A 20,116-nucleotide genomic window follows, 5' to 3' on the forward strand; every position below is an offset into this window, starting at 1 on the left:
CGATGCACAGAACCGATAAAGCCCTTCAGCGGCAAACACTTAAGCCACTCCTGCGGATCATCGCCACGGCGCTGATCGTTGCAACCGCCATGATTCCGCTCTGCAACGTGTTGCGCGCAGAAAACGCGAGCACGGGTCAGCCCTCCAATGCCGGACAGGCGGCTGACCTGCTGCAACGCACGGGCACCAGGGTGTCGGACCGTCTGAATTGGTTCTATGCGCAGCGCGCCTTTCCATCAGGAGAGATTCCCGCTTCGGCCCGTCTCGCGGCCTGGCAGCAGCAATCCCGTTCCCATCCGCAGCCCCTTGATGAAGCGTGGACGCAATCCGGTCCGGCCAATCTGGCGGGCCGCATGCTGTGCATCGCGTGGCATCCGACCAACACCAATATTATCTATGCCGGTTCGGCTTCGGGCGGCCTGTGGAAGACCACCAATGCCGGAGCCAATTGGTTTCCACTGACGGATAATCTTCCCAGCCTCGCCGTGGGCGCGGTGGCCCTCGATCCCTCCAACCCCAATATCGTCTACATGGGCACGGGAGAAGGCGCGTTCAACGTGGATGCCGTCTACGGCGCGGGAATTTTCAAATCCACCGACGGCGGAACCACGTGGAACGTCACCGGCATGTCCTGGACGCAGTTTCAGGGACGCGCCGTCAACAAGATTATCGTCCATCCCACCAATCCTCAGATTCTGTGGGCGGCAACGAATATCGCCAATGGCGGCGGTGTCTTCAAATCCACCGATGGCGGCGCAAACTGGATGCTCTATCTTGCCGGTGACGCGCGCGATCTGATCATCCGCAGCGACTCCGTGAATGTACTTTATGCCGCGCTGGGTTATCCGTGGGGCGGCGCGGGCAACGGCATCTACCGTTCGGGCAACGGCGGCGTCAGTTGGACCCTGCTCACGTCTGGATTGCCGTCCGCGTCCCAGATGGGCCGCATTACCCTTTCGCATGCCAACGGCCAGACCCTGTACGCAGGAATTTCCCAAACGGTTACCGCCGGAGCAGCGTTGCTGGGAATCTATAGGACCACCGACGGCGGTGTGGCCTGGACCTTGCAGGCCACGTCCCCCGACATGTACGGCGGACAGGGTTGGTACAACATGGTCTGCGCGCAGTCTCCCGCCACTCCCGCCGTTGTCTATTCAGGCGGACTGAATTGCTACAAGTCCACGGACTTTGGCGTGAGCTGGACGCAGAAGAGTTTCGGCACCTATGCCACAAGTCATCCGCAATACGCGCATTCCGATCAGCATGCGCTCGCCTTCAAGCCGGATGATCCGAATACCGTTTTGATGGCCACCGGCGGCGGCATGTTCCGTTCCACCAATGGCGGCGATACATGGTCGAGTGTGAATACCGGACTGGCGACCTACCAGTTCTACACCACGGCCAATGATCAGCAGTACAGCAATTACATCTACGGCGGCGCGCAGGACAACGGCTCGCTGCGCGGTTCGGGCAGCATGTGGACGTCCCTCTACGGCGGCGACGGCGGCTACTGCAACGTGGACTTCACCAACCCCAGCACAATTTATGTGGAGACCGAGCGCGGAAGCCATTACAAGTCGATCAACGGCGGCTCATCCTTCAGCGCAATTCAGACCGGAATTACCGGCAGCGGCGCGTGGGTGACGCCGGTGGTGATGGATCCGTCCAACCCGCAGGTGCTCTACACCGCCACCGACCGCGTCTATAAAACCACCAACGGCGGCATTAACTGGGCTGCAATTTCCCCGGCGCTGTCCAACAATGTGATCAGCACGATTGGGGTCGCACCGTCCAACCCTGCGGTGATGTATGCCGGCTGCGAAAACGGCGGGATGATCTACCGGACCACCAACGGCGGATCGACATGGACCGGTGCGTCCGATGGCTTGCCGCTGGCCTTCGTCACCCGCGTAGCGGTGCATCCCACTGATCCGGCCACAGTGTACGCGACGTTTTCAAGCTATGGCATCAGCCACGTCTTCAAGAGCACAAACGGCGGCGACGTGTGGACCGACATCAGCGGCACTCTGCCCGATGTCCCCTGCAACGTGATCATCGTTCACCCGTCCGACGGTTCGCGGCTCTATCTCGGCACGGATCTTGGCGTCTACACCAGTTCCGATGCGGGGCAGACGTGGAACAGCTATTCGAGCGGCCTGCCCGCCGTCGTGATCGATGACTTGACCTTGCATCCGATTACCGGCACACTGCGCGCGGCGACTCACGGGCGCGGCATCTGGCAGACCGCCACCAGCACTCCCGCGCTGACGGTCATCGCTCCCAATGGCGGCGAGAGCTGGCTGACGGGCGCGTCGCAGAACATCACTTGGGCACAGGGCGGCCTCGGCGGCAATGTGCGGATCGAACTCAACCGCGACTATCCCAACGGAAGCTGGGAAACCATCGTAACGTCCACGCCCAATGACGGCGGAAACTACTGTACCGTAACCGGCCCCGCCACGAGCCACGCGCGGATTCGCATCACGTCCGTCGAATTTCCGGCCAGCAGCGATCTGTCCAACGGCGATTTCGGCATCGTGCAGCCGCGCATAACGCTGCTCTCGCCCAACGGCGGCGAAACCTGGCTGGTCGGCGCGACGCAGACGATTTCGTGGAACACGCAGGGTGTCAGCGACATGATGGTGCTGCAGATTAATCGCAGCTACCCGTCCAGTAGTTGGACCACCATCACCTCCACCAATCTTTCCAGCTACAACTGGCCGGTGACCGGCACGGGCAGCACCATACGGTTCCGGATTTATTCGTCGGTAAACTCCGCGCTCGGAGATACCAGCGACGGCAATCTCTCGATCATCAATCCGCAAATCACGCTGCTGAATCCCAATGGCGGCGAGGTCCTCGTGCCGGGCAGTATCCAGATTGCCCGCTGGACCGATTCCGGCCTTACCGGCACTGTGCGCGTGGAACTTTGTTATGCGTATCCCACCGGCGCGTGGGATACCCTGGCTGCGGCGGTGAGTGTGGATAGCCTGGTGTGGAATGTGCGCGCCTCCGGCTCGTCTGCGGTGCGGATGCGGGTGATTTCCAATTCCTTCTCCACCGTCTTTGACATCTCCGATGCCAATTTCTCCATTCGCACGCCGTCGCTGACGCTGAACTCTCCCAATGGCGGCGAAGCGTGGAATCCGGGAACGACGCACACGATCCGCTGGACGCGCATGAATGTAGAAGGTCCGATGAACCTCTACATCAACCGCAACTATCCGGCGAACGAGTGGACGCCGTTGGCGGTGGGTGTGGTGGATGCGGATACCTTTTCCTGGCTGGTGACCGAACCGCTCAGCAGCACAGCGCGAATTCGCGTGCTCGCCGCGCGGCTGGGAACACTCTCCGATGAATCCAACGCCAATTTCGGCATCGGCACGGCGCTGGACCTGTCGGAGCCGAATGGTGGCGAGACGTGGGACAACGGCACCACCCAAACCATCTCGTGGGCGCGCTATAACGCCGCAGGCGCCGCCACGGTGCAGATCAACCGCAGCTACCCCTCGGCCGCATGGGAGACTCTGACCGCATCGGCCACCACCAACGGCTATGCGTGGACCGTGAGCGGCAATGCCTCCACCACGGCGCGTGTACGGGTCTTCCTGAATGCTTCGCCCACCGTCGGCGACACATCGGCGGCCAACTTTACCATAACCGCGCCGGGATTGCTGGTTACATCTCCCAATGGCGGCGAAGCGTGGCCCATCGGAAGCCAGCAGACCATTTCGTGGTCGCGCAATAATTCGCCGGGCAATGTAACGGTGCAGGTGAACCGCAGCTATCCCTCTCTCGGCTGGGAAATGCTGACCTCCACCGCATCGGGCAACAGCCTCACGTGGACGGTGGCCGGAGCCGCCAGCGCAACGGCGCGGGTGCGCGTGTACCTAACCAACGATCCGGGGATTGGCGATACCAGCAACGGCAACCTTGCGCTGTTGGCGCAGGGTCTTACGGTACTGCTGCCCAACGGCGGCGAGCAGTGGACGCTCGGGTCGCCGCAGACGATCCGCTTTGCGCGTGTCAATGCCCCCGGTGCGGCGACGCTGCAGCTCAAGCGCAACTATCCGGGCGGCTCATGGGAGACCATCAGCACCAGCGTTACGGACACGCTCTTCACGTGGACGCCGGGCGGCGCGGCTTCAACCACCAGCCGGATTCGTGTCTATCTCACGGCGAATTCGAACATCGGCGACACGTCCAATGCCGGCTTCTCGCTGATCAGTCCTTCCCTTACGGTAACGTCACCCAATGGCGGCGAACTGTGGGGACTGGGCAGCAGCCATACGATCAGTTGGACGCGCACCAATGCAGTGGGCGGCGTGCTGGTCAGCCTCAATCGCACCTATCCCAGTGGCACGTGGGAAACCCTCGCCGCCGCGGATACGGGCACCAGCCTGGCCTGGTCTGCCGGCGGCGCGGCATCAGCCACAGCGCGGGTGCGCGTAACGCTGAACAGTGTGCCGACAGTGATGGATGAATCCAATGCCAGCTTCTCCCTTGTGCAGCCCGCGTTGAATCTGTCCGTGCCCAATGGCGGCAGCACCTATACGATGGGTTCCACGCTCACGGTACGCTGGACCCGCGCGGCGGCTCCCGGCGCAGTAAGCGTGCTCCTCAATCGCACTTACCCCACTGGAGCATGGGAGTTGCTGACCTCCGCCGTTACCGCCGACACCTTTGCCTGGACCTCCTCCGGCGCGGCCTCAAGCAGTTGCCGCATGAAGATCCGGCTGACGGCGGACAGCACCATCAGTGACCTTTCCACCAGCAATTTTACGCTACAGGTCCGCTCCGTGGTGCTGACCGCGCCCAATGGCGGCGAGGCGCTCTACACCGGTTCCACCACACCGGTTACCTTTGTGCGCACCAATGCCAGCACCAATGTGACGGTACAACTCAACCGCACGTACCCCTCGGGCAACTGGGAAACGCTGGCCACAACGGTGTCGGGGTCGAGCTTTACCTGGAGCGTCTCAGGCGCGGCCTCCAACAGTGCGCGGATCCGCGCGTTTCTGACGGCGGAGCCTGCCATCGGCGATACCTCCAACTCGAACTTCGTGATTGTGATTCCCACGCTCACCCTGACCGCTCCTAACGGCGGTGACGTGTGGGCCGTGGGCTCATCGCAGAACATTATCTGGCAGCGCAGCGGCATGTGGGACAATGTGCGCGTGGAACTGAAGCGCAACTATCCGGCAGGCACGTGGGAAACGCTGGCCGCGTCCGCCTCCGGCAACTTTCTGGCATGGACCGTCACCGGACCTGCCACCGGCGCGGCCCGCGTGCGCGTGGTGTCTACCGTCACCAACACTATTGGCGACACCTCGGCTTCGGCTTTCAGCATTACCAGCGCGCAGATCACCCTCACAACGCCCAACGGCGGCGAGACGGCCACCGTCGGCGCGCCTTACGTCATCCGCTTCAACCGTTCACTGGCCGCAGGCGATGCGCGTGTGATGTTGAACCGCACCTATCCGGCAGGAACATGGGAAACTCTCGGCACCACCACCGCCGATACGCTGGCCTGGAGTGTAACCGCTCCCGCCGGCAACAGTGCGCGAATCAAAGTGTATCTGTTGAGTGATGCCACCGTGGGTGACACCTCGGCCTCGAACTTCACCATTCTCCAGCCGAGCATCACCCTGACCGCGCCCAATGGTGGCGAAGTGCTGCGCACGGGAGCAGCCACGTGGATTTCCTGGACGCGCTCCGGCGTCTCTTCGGTGGACGTTCTGGTCAACCGCGCTTTTCCTTCGGGCACGTGGGAGACCCTTGCGCAGGATGTCACCGCGAACCAGTATGCATGGACGGCGCCGAATCTGCCGTCTCTCACCTGCCGCATCAAGGTGCAGTCCCACACTGATCCGACGGTGTACGGCATGTCGGCCATGAACTTCGAACTTCAGAAGCCACAGGTCATGCTGACCTATCCTGCGCCCGGAGACACGCTGGCAGTGGGTGTTGCCAATACTATCCGCTGGTCGCGCAATACCGTCGCCACCGACACGGTGCGGGTGGAATTGAATCTGCAGTATCCATCGGATAACTGGGCGATGCTGGAGACCACCACCGCCAGCGCCATCACGTGGATCGCACTCTCGCCGCCGACCTCCGCCGCCCGTCTGCGCGTAGTTTCTGTGGCTGCCCCCGAAGTCAGCGACACGCTCAGCGGTGACTTTGCCATTCTCCCCGCGGCGTTGATGATCACATCGCCTGCCACCGGCGACAGTGTGCTCGCCGGACATTCGCTGACCGTAAGTTGGACGCGCGACAATGTCAGCACGGGCGCATCGCTCTACCTGTGCCGCAGTGGCAGTGACGGACCGTGGGAAACGCTGGCTTCGGATGTGACGGAGGACAGTTGGTCCGGCATCATCAGCGGGCCGCGCGCGCCGGATGCAAGTCTGCGCGTCGTCTCCACCCGCATTCCCGCGCTGGCGGACACCGTGGGCAGCCTGCATGTGCTGGTGCCCGCCGTTACCCTCACGAGCCCCAACGCGGGCGCGATGGGCATCGGCACCACGGAAGTCTTCCACTGTCTGCGCACGGACCTGTCCGCGCCGGTGTCCTTCGATGTCACGTATCACTATCCGTCAGGGCCGTGGTACATGGTCGCTATCGGCGTGACGTCGGATTCGTTCAGTTGGTCTGTGCCGGACAGTCAGACCACCCACGCCCGCGTCCGGGTGCGTTGCACGTCGCCTTCACTTTCCGACCTTAGCGATAATGACATTTCCATCGGCGACCCGCACCTTGCGCTGCTTGCGCCGAGCGGCGGCGATTCGCTGGTGATCGGACAGTCCTATGCTATCCGCTGGCTGCGTACGGGCGCGCCCGGTCTGGTCAAGGTCGAACTGAACCGCGTCTATCCCGACAGTGCGTGGACCACTCTCGCCGCCGGTGTTGCCCCGGACTCCTTCGGCTGGACCGTCAGCGGAGCCATCACGGATCGTGCCCGCGTGCGCGTTTCGCTGGCCGCCGATGCAACGGTGGGCGACAGTTCTAACAGCGATCTTCATCTCGTGCAGCCCAGCCTTGTGCTCTTAAGTCCCGTGGCGGGAGACTCTCTGGCGCTGACGCTTCCGGCGCAAATCCGTTGGGGCGGTGTGGGCAGCAACGCGGGCGTCACCATTCAGCTCATGCGTGTCTGGCCGGCAGGATCGTGGGAAACCCTCGCCTCCAATGTTTTGGGCAACACGTGGACATGGACCGCTTCGGGCAGCGCGTCGGAGACTGCGCGCTTCCGCATCGTGAACTCGCACAACTCCGCCGTGGCCGACACCACGGACGGCGCGGTGCGCATCGGACAGGCCTCCTTTGTGTTCAGCCAGCCGCAAGCGGCGGATACGTTCCTCGTCGGCGATCAGATCGGTTTGGCCTGGAATCGCCGCTTTGCCGCCGGTTTCGTGCGCGTCGATATTTCGCGCGGCGGCACCGGCGGGCCGTGGGAGCAGATCGGCACCACGGAAGGCAACACCATGTCATGGACCGTGACCGCGCCTGTATCCAACATCGTGCGCTTCCGCATTACATCGCTCAACGCGTCGTGGATTGCCGGCATGACTCCCTTCAACTGCACCATTCTGTCTCCCGCGCTGGCCTTCACCTCGCCGTCGGGCAGCGGCACAGATACGGTGGGGAACACCCTGCAGCTTGCGTGGCAGTGGAGCAACTTCAGCGGCGCGGTGCGGCTCGAGGTCTCCCGCGATTCCTTGAACGGCACGTGGCAAACCCTGGCCGATTCTCTCGCCGACCCGCACTACACGTTCCCCGTCACCGAGCCCGAAACCGACTCCCTGCGCTTCCGCGTGACGTCGCTGTCCAATTCGGCGGTGTTCGGCTTCAGTCCGGTGCGGCGCGTGATCGTCAACCGGAGCATTGCCCTCGAAGTGGATGGCGGCGGCAGCGTCTGGTACATCGGCCAGCAGAAGTGGATTCACTGGACGCGCACCAACTGCCCGGGCACGGTCAATCTTGAAGTGACCAACATGGAGCGCTCGCAGCCGTGGACTCCGTTGGCGCAGACCACCGCCGATTCGTTTCTCTGGACCGTAAGCGGCCCCGAAGCGGATTTTGTCGCCCTGCGTGTGGCGGTAGCGGACCGGCCTACAGTAATGGACACCACCGACACGCCCGTCTCGGTGCGTCAGCCGTACATTGACCTGCTGGAGCCCAACGGTGGCGATACACTGATCATCGGCCAGGATATTCGTCTGCGCTGGGTAGGTGTGGGCTTTGCCGGCGACGTGGCCATCGGTCTCTATCGCGGAGCACCGGTGGATCGCATCGACACGCTCTTCATGCCCACGCCCAACGACTCCTCACAGATCTGGCACGTGGCAGGCCCCGCCGCGCGCGGCTGCATGGTGATCATTCTGTCTGTCAGCGACAGCGCCATCTTCGACACCAGTGCCGCCCGGTTTGTGATTCTCGATTCCGTGACGAACGCGGCCAATGACTTGCGGCAGCCGCGCGAGTATGCGCTCGCCGCGCCCTATCCGAACCCCTTCAACAGCACCAGCACCCTCGAATTCTCTCTGCCCCACGATGGCCGCGTCACGCTCACGGTGTACGATCTGCTGGGCCGGGAAGTGGCGGTGCTGGCCAACGACATACGCCGCGCGGGAACGCATCGTATTTCCTGGAACGCGCAGAATGTAGCCACCGGCGCGTACTTTGTGCGGATGCAGAGCGGCAGCTTTGTAGCCGTGCGCAAACTGCAGCTCATCAAATGATGCCCATGGGATCTCCTTTGCCCGAGGAGATCCTCTTGCCCACGGTGCGGCGGCCGCCCTCCGCCGCACCGCACCCTACAGCAAACGGCCCGCGATAAATTTCGCGGGCCGTTTGTTTGCGTTTCAGAAGATTTTTCGGAGCCCTTAATACCGCACAGCCACGCCCCGCAAATTATGGGACACATTCACGAGGTCTCCTGCACCTATGGCAATCTGGCTATAGCTGGCATTCAGGGTGTGCAGGTGGGTACACGCGGCAAATGTTGAAACACGACACCGCTCCCAGCCCCATCATGAGAAGCAGGACCGCACACGCCATTCTGACGGGCGCACTCTTTCGCATCAGTGATCCAGGCTCACGCCGCGCGCTTCCAGCGCAGGAATTTGGGTGCTCAAGGCGGGGATGCCCAGCGGGTTGTTGCCGATATTCACATGGTCGCCGCTGTCCAGCAGCGCATTCTCCACCAGCGGCTGCAGATCGGTGATCTGATTACGCGCAAGCGACAGCCAGTGAATCTCCGGCAGGGCGCGCAGCGGCGATAGATCCGTAATGCTGTTCTGATCGGCATAGAGGGTTCTCAAATGCGGGGCACTCGCCACCGCAGCAAGGTCCCGCACCTGCCCATCATCGATATCCAGATCCTCCAGCGCGGGCAAATTCTCCAGACCGTTCACATCGGTCAGCAGGCACCCCCAGGCATAGAGGTTTGTCAGCGCAGGCAAGCTGCCCACGCCGGTAAACGTGGTCAGGCGGTTGTGCGACACATCGAGCGTGGTCAGAGCCGGCAGGTCCGTAAGTCCGCTGAGGCTGCCGATCTGATTGTAACCGGCGCTGATGTACGCCAATGCTGAATGGCCGCCGGCATGCGAGAAATCGGTCAGCTTGTCGCCCTGCACGAACAGATTCGCCAGATACGGAATCTGCTCCAAGCCCTCCAGCGAAACAAGTTCGCCCCAGGAAAGATCCAGAGTATACAAAGACGGCAGATTCGAAAGGCCGCTCAAGCTCACCACGTCGCAGTTTCGCGCCAAAATTATCCGTAACGACGGAAGGCCCGCAAGCCCGAAGAGGCTGGTCAGGGGGTTGCCGGTGACATTAACGGAATCCAGCACGGGCAGGTCCACGAGCGCAGGCAGCGTACTGAGGTGGCTGTTGTACACACTCAGCGACCGAAGTTGCGGCATCCGGCAAAGCGAGTCGATGTGCTGCAAACCGCTTTCGGTCAGGCTCAGGCTGGTCAGGCTGCCAAGATCGGTGATGCTGCCGATGGAATCCACCTGCACCCCTCGCAAATACAGGGTGGTCAGCGCCGGCAAATCGTGCAACGCCTCGATACCGGCCAGGCTGCCATCCCATAGGCTGAGATGCTGCAAAGCAGGAAGCCCCGACAGACCACTCAGATCACCGATCCGGCAATCGTCGAAATAGATGTCGCTTAAAACGGGAAGATTCGCCCATCCCGTGGGGTTCACGATATCACAGTCCCGCAGGGCCAGGTTGGTCAGGGCAGGCAGGTTTTCCAGGCCTGTGAGCGTGCGCAGCGGATTGGATTGCAACGTCAGCGACGTCAGCCGCGGCAGGTTGGAGATTCCTTCCGCCGAGGTAAGATAATTGTTGTCTGCGCTGAAAGACTGCAGGGCGGGTAGATAGGACAACCCGTTCAGTGTGGTCAGCCGGTTGTAACTCAGCGACACGTCCACCAGCGAATCGAGCGTCGCCGAGAGTTCTAACGTCAGAAGGTGGTTGTGCTCTGCTTGTAATGACCGCAAGGCAGGAAAACGCTCTAATCCGGCGAGCGATGTCAACTCGTTTTCATGCACATAGAGTTGTTGTACGCTGCGAAATGCGCCCGGCCCGGCCAGCGACTGCAACGCATTCTCATAGAGGTCAAGCGTCTTCAGGAGGTGCTGTTCGGGGAGGTCTGCCAGGCTTCTCAGATGGTTCGACCGCAAGCTCAGGGTCTGAAGCACCGGCAAGGATGCAAGTCCGGCCAGCGTCTCCAGGCCACAGTTATCAAGATACAGAGTTTGCAGCGAGAAGCCAGAGTTCAGTCCCGAAAGGTCCGTCAGAGGATTATAGGATAGGTCCACAAATCGAAGATATGGGACGCCTGCCAGCAGCGTTACACGGGAGATCTGGTTATGGCGAAGGTAGAGTTCGCTCAAGGATTGCAGCCGGGAAAAGTCAGGCAGTGCGGTGAGCGAATCGGAGGAAAGGTCCAGAATCCGCAATCGGCTGAGGACGGCCACAGCCCCGCAATCCAACAGCGGCTGATGGCTCAACACAAGCTGCTCCAGTTCACCGCAGGCCATCAGCGGTGCGATGGAGCGGAGACGCCCGCCCGGCAGTTCCAGTATGCGCAGATGCGGTAGTTTCTCGATGCCGGTCAGGTCCACCACTTCGTAGGAGTTTCCCCACTGTGCGCGGAGCACCGTAACCGTATCCAGTATGTCCGCCGTCAATGGAGAACTGTCCAGGCCGACGTGCCGGCGCACGAGCCTTTCCAGACCCGGATCGGCAAACAGGCCGCTCTGAGCGGCAGGCTCGTCCTCATCCTTTACGCAAGAGACAAGAAACAGCGCGCACAGCAGCAGCATCGCCAGCGGAAGGTGCTTCATCATACTCTTTCTGATAGCGTCAGTAATTTACGGACACGCCGCGTACAATCAGCGTGGGAATTTGATCCTGAAGGGCGTGCAAACTGAGCGGATTTCCCTGCACCTGTATCGCGTCGCCGGATGCCAGGCTCAGGTTGTCCACCAGCGGCTGTAGATCGGAAATCATGTTCTCGTTGACCGCCACATAGGTCAGCGAGTCCAGGTCGCGGAGCGGCTCCACATTCTGGATGGCGTTCTGGTACGCATACATGCGGGTCAGATGCGTCAGTGCGGCGACCGGCGCGAGGCTGGTCAGATTGCACTGGTAGACAAATAATTGCTGCGTCGCCGGAAAATTCTCGAGTCCCGACAGACTGCCCAGCGGGCATCCGCTGACATCCAGATCGCTGACCTGCGGATGACTGCCCGCGCCGGCGAGCGATTCCAAGGGATTATTGCTCAAGACCAGCCTCGTCAGACTGGGGATTTCCGTCAGACCGGTCAGGGACCGGATCTGATTGCCGTACACATCCAGTTCCAGCAGTCCGGGATACCCCGTCACCGGCGTCAGATCCGTCAATTGATTGCTGCGGGCTCGCAGCGAAAGCAGATTCGGCAGCGGCGGCAATCCGGCCAGCGAGGTCAACTCATTCGTGCTCAGGTCCAACGTTTCGAGCGCATCCAGACTCGCCAGCCCGCTCACATCCCGCAGGCGGTTATAGTTCACTTCAAGGGACCGCAGCGAAGTGAGCCCTTCCAGCCCGCGAAGACTGGTCAGGGCATTGTTCGTCATCCGCAAGGTCTGCAATAGCGGCAACTGAAACATCGCCGGGAAAGCCGTGAGGTCGTTGACGCTCAGATCCAGCGTCGCCAGCAGCGGCATTCCGCCAATACTGTCCAGGGACCGCAGCCCGCAGTTCATGATCGTCAGCGATGTCAGACTGGACAGGTCGGCAAGGCTGCCGATGGAATCGATCTGGATGTTCTCCAGATACAGGGAGCTCAGAGACGGCAGGCTGTGCAGCGCACGAATGGATCCGATGCGCCCGCCGTCCGTAAACCCGAGATAGGTCAGACCGGACATTCCCGACAGACCGCTCAGATTGTCGATGATGCAATCATGGAAAGCGATTTGGGAGAGTTGCGGCAGATTGGACCAGCCGCCAAGATCCGTGAAGTGGCAGCCGTCGAACGTGAGCGAACTGAGTTGTTCGAGGTTGGACAATCCCTGCAAGGAATGCAGCGGATTCTCGCTCAGGTCGAGTGAAACAAGGTGGGGAAGATCGGACAGCCCTTCGCATGACTCAAGCAGGTTGTCGCGAACATTCAGATTCGAGACACGCTGCAAGGCCGATGCTCCAGTCAGGGTCGTCAGGCGGTTGGACGACAAATCCACAGTCAGGAGGGTATTGTTCGGGTTAATCGTGCCGATCTGTTCGAGGCCGCAATGGTAAGCCCGCAGATAGGTAAGCCCCGTAAACCGCTCCAATCCGGACAAATTCGCCAGCGGGTTGTCCGAAACTTCCAGCGTGCGCACGTGCGGCAGCTCCGTTGTACCGGACAGGGTGGCAATCTCGTTCCCTGCCACCGACAGCGACGCCAGCGCGGGCAGATCCGGAAGATCCGACAGCGTCCGCAGACGATTGTCTCCCAGATACAGGTTCTGCAAACTCGCCAGGGACGGCAGGCCCGACAGGTTGCTGAACCAGCAACCGCTTATGCCAAGCCATAACACATGCCCATAATTCTCGATCCCCGCCCAACTCTCGATCCGATTGCGGGACAACGACAGGAACGTGACCGAATCCGCGTTGTGGTGCATTGGAATACCGGTCAGATAGTTCTGATCGAGGTACAACATATTCAGGTGCACGAGAGCGGACAGATCCGGGAGCGTCGTCAGATTGTTGTTCGTCAGGTTCAGTTGCCTCAGTTCCGTCAGCGACGCCACGGCGGACGCATCGGTCAAGTGCTGGTTGATGATCGTCAGAGTCTCAAGGTGCGCCATCTGCACCAGCGGCTGCAACGTCGAGATGGATCCGTAGCTTATGGTGAGCGACTTGAGTTGCCGCAGCCGTTGAATGCCTTCGAGGTCGACAATCGAATAGCTATTGCGTGAGCGGCCGCCGTTCTGCGACAACACCGTAATCGTGTCCAGATCCGCAGACAGCAGTTCGCCCGTCCGCTTGCCGAGATAATCCCGCACCATAAGTTCGAGGGCCGGATCGGCAAACGGTCCGCCGCCGAGGATAACCGTCTCATCGTCCTTGACACAAGAGACCACGAGCAGACACGTCATGGCGAGCGTCAGCCAGAGGAAGTACTTCATAAGCGGAGTCCTTACGGTGAGAAGTTGCGGAGCTATTGAGCGGCGGGCAGCTTGGCCTTGCGGCGGCTTTCGATGATGATGCCCACCCAGATGGACATTTCGTAGAGGATGCACAGCGGGATCGCCATGGCCAGCATCGTCACCATATCCGTGGTCGGTGTGGCCACGGCGGCAATCACGAAGTTGGCAATGATCGCAAAGCGTCGGTGCTCGCGGAAGAATTTGGAGGGAACAAGACCGGTGGCAATGAGGATGCCGATGATCAGCGGCAGTTGAAAGATGATGCCGAAGGCCAGCAGCAGAAACAGCAGCAGGTTAATATAGTTTTTCAGCGACCAGAGGTTCTGCACCCCTTCGCCGCCGTAGGAGCCGAAGAACTCGAGGGCCACGGGCAGGCAGTACCAGGCAAAGGCGATCCCGACCCAGAAGAGCAGATTGGCGATGATCACCACTGGCCAGATCCACCTCTTCTCCTTCGGCTTAAGGCCCGGGCCGATGAAGCCGTACAGTTCAAAGGCCACAAACGGCAGGGCGATGGCAATGCCGATGATGATCGAAATCTTCATCTGCACCATAAAGCCGTCAGCGGGAGCCAGCAGCGCCAGGCTGCCCTGCACCTTGTCCAAAAAAGGCCGCATCAGAAAGGTCTGGGCGGGTCCCGACAGCAGAAATCCAATGATCGACGCCACCACAATCGCCGCAAGCGAGCGCAGCAGGCGCTTCCGTAGTTCGTCAAGATGATCCCAGAAAGTCATGCTGGGTCCGTCAGTATCGGCCATGCGCTATGACCTTGCCAATCCGGAAAAGGAATGGTACATTTATCCTGTTACTTTCTCAGATCGATTCCGTGCTGTACGTAGGCCTTGGGGCCGTAGAGCCATTCACTCCAGCCGCCGCAGTTTTCCAGCGCACCATCCACGTGGGTCTCCTTCCAGCCCGCCTCAAACACTTTGACCACCGTGCGGCCCTTGGCCCGGGAAAACTCCATCCGCACCTGTGTGCGGTCCTTCTGCCCCGGCGCGGTCCAGCGGAATTCAAAAGCCTTGTGCGGCTCGCAGCTCACCACGTCAATTTCGGCGCACAGCTTTCCCCAGCGCCACGTCACCGGCTCGAGGTCCGGGCAGATATCGCCCTTGGCGGCACTGGTGAAAAAGCCGTTCAGATGCTCCGCCTGAGTCGCCGCCTCCCACACGGTTTTCAGCGGTACGCGGTAGGTCTGGTCCCGGTAGAAGCCGAGCAGGGTCTTGGAAGCCTTGGGCATGTGGGGATTTCCCTTGGTGGAAGTGGAGCGGGAAAAATGGCAGGAGAACGGCAGACGTGTCGCCGCTCATGTTCTCTAATTTTACAACTAAATTCCGAGAAATTCAAGTCTTTTGACCGCATCGTCACTACAAGATCAGGCCACGGCCATTCAAACGCGCGCCCGTGAATTGGGTTTTGAGCGCGTTGGCTTTGCTCCGGCTTCGCCCCCCGCCCGCGCGGACACGTTCCGCCGGTGGCTTTCCGAAGGCAAGGCGGGCACGATGACCTACCTGAACCGCTCCGCTGACCGCCGTAGCGATCCGCAACTTGTTCTGCCGGGTGCCCGCACCATCATCTCCGTCGCCCAATCCTACTTTTCCGGCAGGCTTCCCGCTGATATCCGCAACGACCCCTCCCGCGGCCTCATCGCCTCCTATGCCTGGGGCCACGACTACCATGACGTGTTACTCAAAAAGTTGGAGGCGCTGGCCGACTTCATTTCCAGTCTTCCTTCATCCTTCATCCTTCATCCTTCATCCTTTCAGAAAGCCTACACCGACACCGGCCCGCTGCTCGAGCGCGAGTTCGGCGAGCGCGCGGGGATCGGCTTCATCGGCAAGAACACGCTGCTGATCGCGCCGAAAATGGGCTCGACCTTCTTTCTCGGGGAGATCATCACCACGCTCGAGTTGCCGCCTTCGCCCCTCGCCGCGATGCCGTCCTGCGGCTCCTGCACACGCTGCCTGGACATCTGCCCCACCCATGCCTTTCCAACGGCTTTTGTGCTGGACAGCACCCTCTGCATTTCTTATCTGACCATCGAGCTGAAAGGCGTTATTCCGCGTGCATTGCGTTCGAAAATGGGCAACCATATCTTCGGTTGTGATGATTGTCAGGATTGCTGCCCGTGGAATCAGCGCTTTTCCACTGAAACCCGGGAAGCCGCCTACCGCGCTACCCTCGAGCGTCAGGCTCCGCATCTGGCCGGTCTGGCCCGTCTTTCCGAAGCGGAATTCAAAGAGAAATTCGTCCATTCCCCCGTTCTGCGCCCCGGCTATGCAGGGTTCCTGCGCAATGTCGCCGTTGCCTTGGGCAACTGGGCCACGCCCGAAGCCCTTGACGCCTTAGAGCCCCTGCTGATACACCCCAGCCCGTTGGTCCGCCTCCACGCCGCCTGGGCCGCCGCCCAAATCCCCGGACAGGCAGCCCGCCTGCGCCTCCAAACTATGTCCGAGACCGAGCAGGACCCTGCGGTGCACGAAGAAATCGGAGCTGACCGGCTGGGATGATCCAACGAGCAGACCTCCGGTCGCGGTGTAGGGGCGGGTTAAGCAGAAGACGCCACACCTCAGAGAATGCCTCACGCGCAACCCGCCCGTTATGATCCCGGCAATAGGTAACACGGGAGGGTTGCGGCAGACCTTAACCCTCCCCTACGCCCGATCTGCTTTCAGATTGGCCGAGAGTGAAAAAACCCCGGTGTGCGGAGCACCGGGGTTCTGGCATGCATAGAGTCTTCACTACCTTCGGCTTCTTCCTCAATACCCTGCCACCACCACTTCATCGGCTGTTCGCGGAGTGGCCTCCTGTTTCAACTGTTCATGCAGTGAACTGATTTCCTGCTTCTGCCTCACCGCCGAGCGGCGGGCAATGCTCTGTGTATCCACCCCGAAAATGAGCGACCCCACGCAGAAAACACCAGCGATAACACCCATGAGTATGTAGAAGCGGCGATCCATACTTGGTTTCCTTTTCTCCTCCCGATGTTTACTTGAGCAAACACAGGACCCAAGCATTCCCGCCCCACCTGGCATCTTAAACTTTTGAATTTACAGAACCTTGAAAGTCGATCCGATGAACCTTGTCGACCACTGGTTGATCTGCCGCCACCGCCCTTGGGCATTTGCCCCGCAGGTGGCGATTTGCACCAAGCCAACCCAAAAAATTACGAACTCAAAACAAAAAGGAATCTTCCGACTCCTCTTTAGTTTCTAATTTCTGATTTCCGATTTCTCCGCTGGCGCTTCTACCTGTGTGGTTGTCGTCTTGCCTCGATCCTCGAGGCTGCATGAGTTCGACATTCAAGAACTCACCCCAAAGCGGGGCAGGACGAACTTCATCACCACAAACCAGCCAATCAACACCAGTATCCAGCCATAGTCGCTCATAATCGATTTCCAGATTCTCGCCATTTGCCCTTACCCTCACTTGGTCAACCTTTCACGCATTGGCCGACCCAGAGTTCCTGCTCATTGAAATTACTTGCTTTGTCCCTGCTTTGCGGGGTCTCCTGCACCTTGTGAAAGCTCGTGGAAGCGCACCGCAAAGTCCACCACAGCCTGCTGCTTCTCGAATCGCACCCGATGGCTGATAATCGAGAACTCCACATCCTCCCGCACATCCAGCGGCTTCTTCACACTGAAATGCGTGAACAGGGGCAGATGACTTAGCAGACGGACATTCATATCGGACGGTGCCAGATTCAGCCGGTCCAGCGGAATCCCCAGCACCTTGGCATCGGTGTGCGCCTCGAGCTGGTGCAAATCCATATACAGTTCCTTGGCCAGTGAATCGTAGCGGATCGCGCCCTTGCCCCGTGCCTGAACCACGTGCGTCTTCCCCAGAATGTGCACCTGGGCATCCGCTGTGAAGATCGGCCCGTCTGCCGTCATTTCCACATGCGGGTTTTCCACCTTCCAGCTATAGGGAAGTGAGATCGGTTTGTGCATGACCTCCCCTGCGCCTTCAATGGGAAAGATCGCCTGCAGCAGGTTATTCACAGCGGACTGGTGGACATACACCGTGACATTGGGACCCTCCCCCATCTCCTGCGGGCTCGTCTTTGCCACGGCGGGCGGCGCAGCGGAGCGGGCATAGAGCCAGACCAGTGTGCCGCCCAATGCGGCAATGATCACCAGCAGAATAATCAGTAGCCATTTGAACATCGTAAAGACCTCCCGGAATGGCCCTTAGAGTGCCGCCGGGCTGTGGTAGATGGCACCTCAGCAAACGGCCACAACTAAACTATTGTATAATAAGTCAATACCTCAACGCAAGAGATTCTAAATCATAGTCATTCCGCTTGTTAACTTCAACTATTATTTTTATTTTAAGTTTTCTGGTATTCTATCCCTCCAACTGGTCTTTTCTGACTCCTTTCCAACCTAACGTCGCACTTCCAGCAGAGAATTCATGCACCGACACCTTCTTCTCCCGCTTGCTCTCCTCCTGCTCCTCCTCGCATCCGTTTCCGTCCACGCTCAATCCGCACCGCAGAGTCCGTTTAAGGACCTGATCACCTCGACCGGCGAAGCCAAGGACTTCGAAGGACACGACGTGGTGCTGGTGTTTGACTCCACATGGGTGGATGTGGACTCCACGGGGCTCTCGGACAAGCGCTCGCACACCCTGACCAAGGTTTTGACTCCCGGCGGCATTGCCAAGACCCGCGCCGCCCGCTTCGACTACGATCCCGCATCCAACAAGATCGAGATCACCACGGCGCGCATCCACCGCAAGGATGGCCGCGTCGAGCAGATCCCGCTGACGGCCATTCAGGATTTGCCGCAGCCTACGCATCTGATTTACTGGGGCGCGCGCATGAAGGTCCTGCCGATCCCGCCGCTCGAAGTCGGGGACGCCGTGGAAACCGAATGCCGGATGGTGGGTTTCATGATTGCCTACCTCGCGTCCAACGGCGAAGAAGAACGGTACATTCCGCCGATGCGCGGCACCTACTATGACGTCATCACCTTCGGCAGCGACGTGCTGGAAGGCCCCACACCGCCTATCAAGCTCAAATCTTACACGGTGACCATGCCGGAAGACAAGCCCGCGCAGTACGATACCTACAACGGCGAAGTCCACGCGGGAATGACCTTCGGCAATCACCGCCTGATTTACAAGTTCTGGAAAGAAAACATCCCCGCGTACGAACCGGAGATGCGCGCACCCGACGCGCCGGACGTCGTCACCAAGGTCGTGTTCACCAACGTCAAGAGCTGGGGCGAGAAATCCCGCTGGTTCTACAACGTCAATGAGCAGGCCCACGTGTTCGATTCGGACGCCGCTATCAAGGCCGAAGTGGCCAAGATCACCGCCGGCTGCAAATCCGACACCTGCAAGTTCTACGCTCTGCTGCACTGGGTCGCGCAGGAAATCCGCTACAGCGGCGTTTCCATGGGCAAGGGCGAAGGCTACACGCTGCACCCCGGCACCATGACCTTCCGTGACCGCGCCGGTGTCTGCAAGGACATCGCCGGCATGCTCGTCACCATGCTCCGCGCCGCGGGCTATACCACCTATCCGGTGATGACCAAGGCCGGCGCCCGTGTGGAAGATATTCCCGCCGATCAATTCAATCACTGCGTCGTCGCCGTCAAGCGTCCCGACGGCAGCTTCCTGATGCTCGATCCCACGTGGTCGCCGTTCAATATGGAACTCTGGAGCCGGGCTGAATCCGAGCAGCATGTCGTTGTCGGCAGCCCCGAAGGCGAGAAGCTCGGGCAGATCAGCAAGTTCACGCCCGAGCAGAATGATTTCGCCATTACCATGAAGACCGCGCTGGACAAAGAGGGCAACCTCACCGGCACCGTCCACATTCAGGGCAAGGCGCAGGCGGACGCCCGCGTTCGCCGTCCTTTCAGTGATGCCGGACAGGATCAATGGGAAGGCATTTGCCGCGCCTGGTTCTTCAAGGCCAACCCCGCCGCAGAAATGGGCAAGATCACCTACGGCGACCTGTGGGACTTTTACAAGCCCTTCACCGTGGACATTGCCTTCCGCGTTCCCGCTTATGCACGCGCCGTCGGCAGCCGCATGGACTACGCCCCCTTCAGTCAGAAGCTGGTGTGGGCCGGCGGGTACCAGATGAATCTGCTCTCGGGTCTCGATGATGAGAAGCGTACGCAGCCTATCTTCTCCTACAATCCCCGCCAGGTCACCATCAAGGAGACCCTCTCGCTGCCCTCCGGCTATTCCGTGCGCAAGCTGCCGGATGACCGCAAGGAAGGCGGCGACGTGGCCTGGACCAAGGGCGGCTGGAAGAAGAACGGCGGCAGTCTGGAACTGTCCGAAATCTGGCATGTGAGCGAGCGCTGGCTGCCCGCTAAAGACTATTCTGAAGTGAAACAAGCGACCGATGCCCTGAAAAACGCGGATGCTTTGAACGTGGTTTTGGATCGCGAAGGAAGCAAATAAGATGAAG

The 20,116-nt window shown here is 60.4% G+C and carries 9 protein-coding genes; 3 read left to right on the top strand and 6 right to left on the bottom strand.

What is annotated here, in order from left to right:
- Window positions 1–2: 2 nt before the first annotated feature.
- The gene (locus VGL38_00795) at window positions 3–8,741 is read left to right on the top strand and encodes a T9SS type A sorting domain-containing protein (GenBank protein HEY3293954.1); all 8,739 of its coding nucleotides are present in this window, start codon (window positions 3–5) and stop codon (window positions 8,739–8,741) included.
- Window positions 8,742–9,083: 342 nt separating this feature from the next.
- On the opposite strand, the gene VGL38_00800 is transcribed toward VGL38_00795, so the two are convergent.
- The 4 genes from VGL38_00800 to VGL38_00815 are packed head-to-tail and all read right to left on the bottom strand — an operon-like array spanning window position 9,084 to window position 14,929.
- Window positions 9,084–11,363 (bottom strand): leucine-rich repeat domain-containing protein, encoded by a 2,280-nt coding sequence (locus VGL38_00800; GenBank protein HEY3293955.1) that lies wholly within the window; start codon window positions 11,361–11,363, stop codon window positions 9,084–9,086.
- Window positions 11,364–11,379: 16 nt separating this feature from the next.
- Entirely contained in the window at window positions 11,380–13,668 is a 2,289-nt protein-coding gene (locus VGL38_00805; protein HEY3293956.1) for a leucine-rich repeat domain-containing protein, read from the bottom strand.
- Window positions 13,669–13,700: 32 nt separating this feature from the next.
- Window positions 13,701–14,447, bottom strand: coding sequence for a twin-arginine translocase subunit TatC (gene tatC / locus VGL38_00810; GenBank protein HEY3293957.1), 747 nt, complete (start codon window positions 14,445–14,447; stop codon window positions 13,701–13,703).
- 47 nt (window positions 14,448–14,494) lie between these two features.
- Window positions 14,495–14,929, bottom strand: a complete 435-nt coding sequence (locus VGL38_00815) for an SRPBCC domain-containing protein (protein ID HEY3293958.1) — start codon at window positions 14,927–14,929, stop codon at window positions 14,495–14,497.
- Window positions 14,930–15,041: 112 nt separating this feature from the next.
- Here VGL38_00815 and queG point away from each other — a divergent pair, with 112 nt between their 5' ends.
- On the top strand, window positions 15,042–16,199 hold the full coding sequence (gene queG / locus VGL38_00820; GenBank protein HEY3293959.1) for a tRNA epoxyqueuosine(34) reductase QueG: 1,158 nt from the start codon (window positions 15,042–15,044) through the stop codon (window positions 16,197–16,199).
- Between the two features lie 249 nt (window positions 16,200–16,448).
- Here the strand turns inward: queG and VGL38_00825 are convergent, their stop codons facing one another.
- Both VGL38_00825 and VGL38_00830 read right to left on the bottom strand, forming a co-directional pair.
- On the bottom strand, window positions 16,449–16,649 hold the full coding sequence (locus tag VGL38_00825; GenBank protein ID HEY3293960.1) for a hypothetical protein: 201 nt from the start codon (window positions 16,647–16,649) through the stop codon (window positions 16,449–16,451).
- 519 nt (window positions 16,650–17,168) lie between these two features.
- Window positions 17,169–17,855, bottom strand: coding sequence for a hypothetical protein (locus VGL38_00830; GenBank protein ID HEY3293961.1), 687 nt, complete (start codon window positions 17,853–17,855; stop codon window positions 17,169–17,171).
- Window positions 17,856–18,102: 247 nt separating this feature from the next.
- Here VGL38_00830 and VGL38_00835 point away from each other — a divergent pair, with 247 nt between their 5' ends.
- On the top strand, window positions 18,103–20,109 hold the full coding sequence (locus VGL38_00835) for a DUF3857 and transglutaminase domain-containing protein (GenBank protein ID HEY3293962.1): 2,007 nt from the start codon (window positions 18,103–18,105) through the stop codon (window positions 20,107–20,109).
- Window positions 20,110–20,116: the final 7 nt, after the last annotated feature.

It is taken from the genome of bacterium (assembly GCA_036504735.1).
GTDB lineage: Bacteria > Electryoneota > RPQS01 > RPQS01 > RPQS01 > DASXUQ01.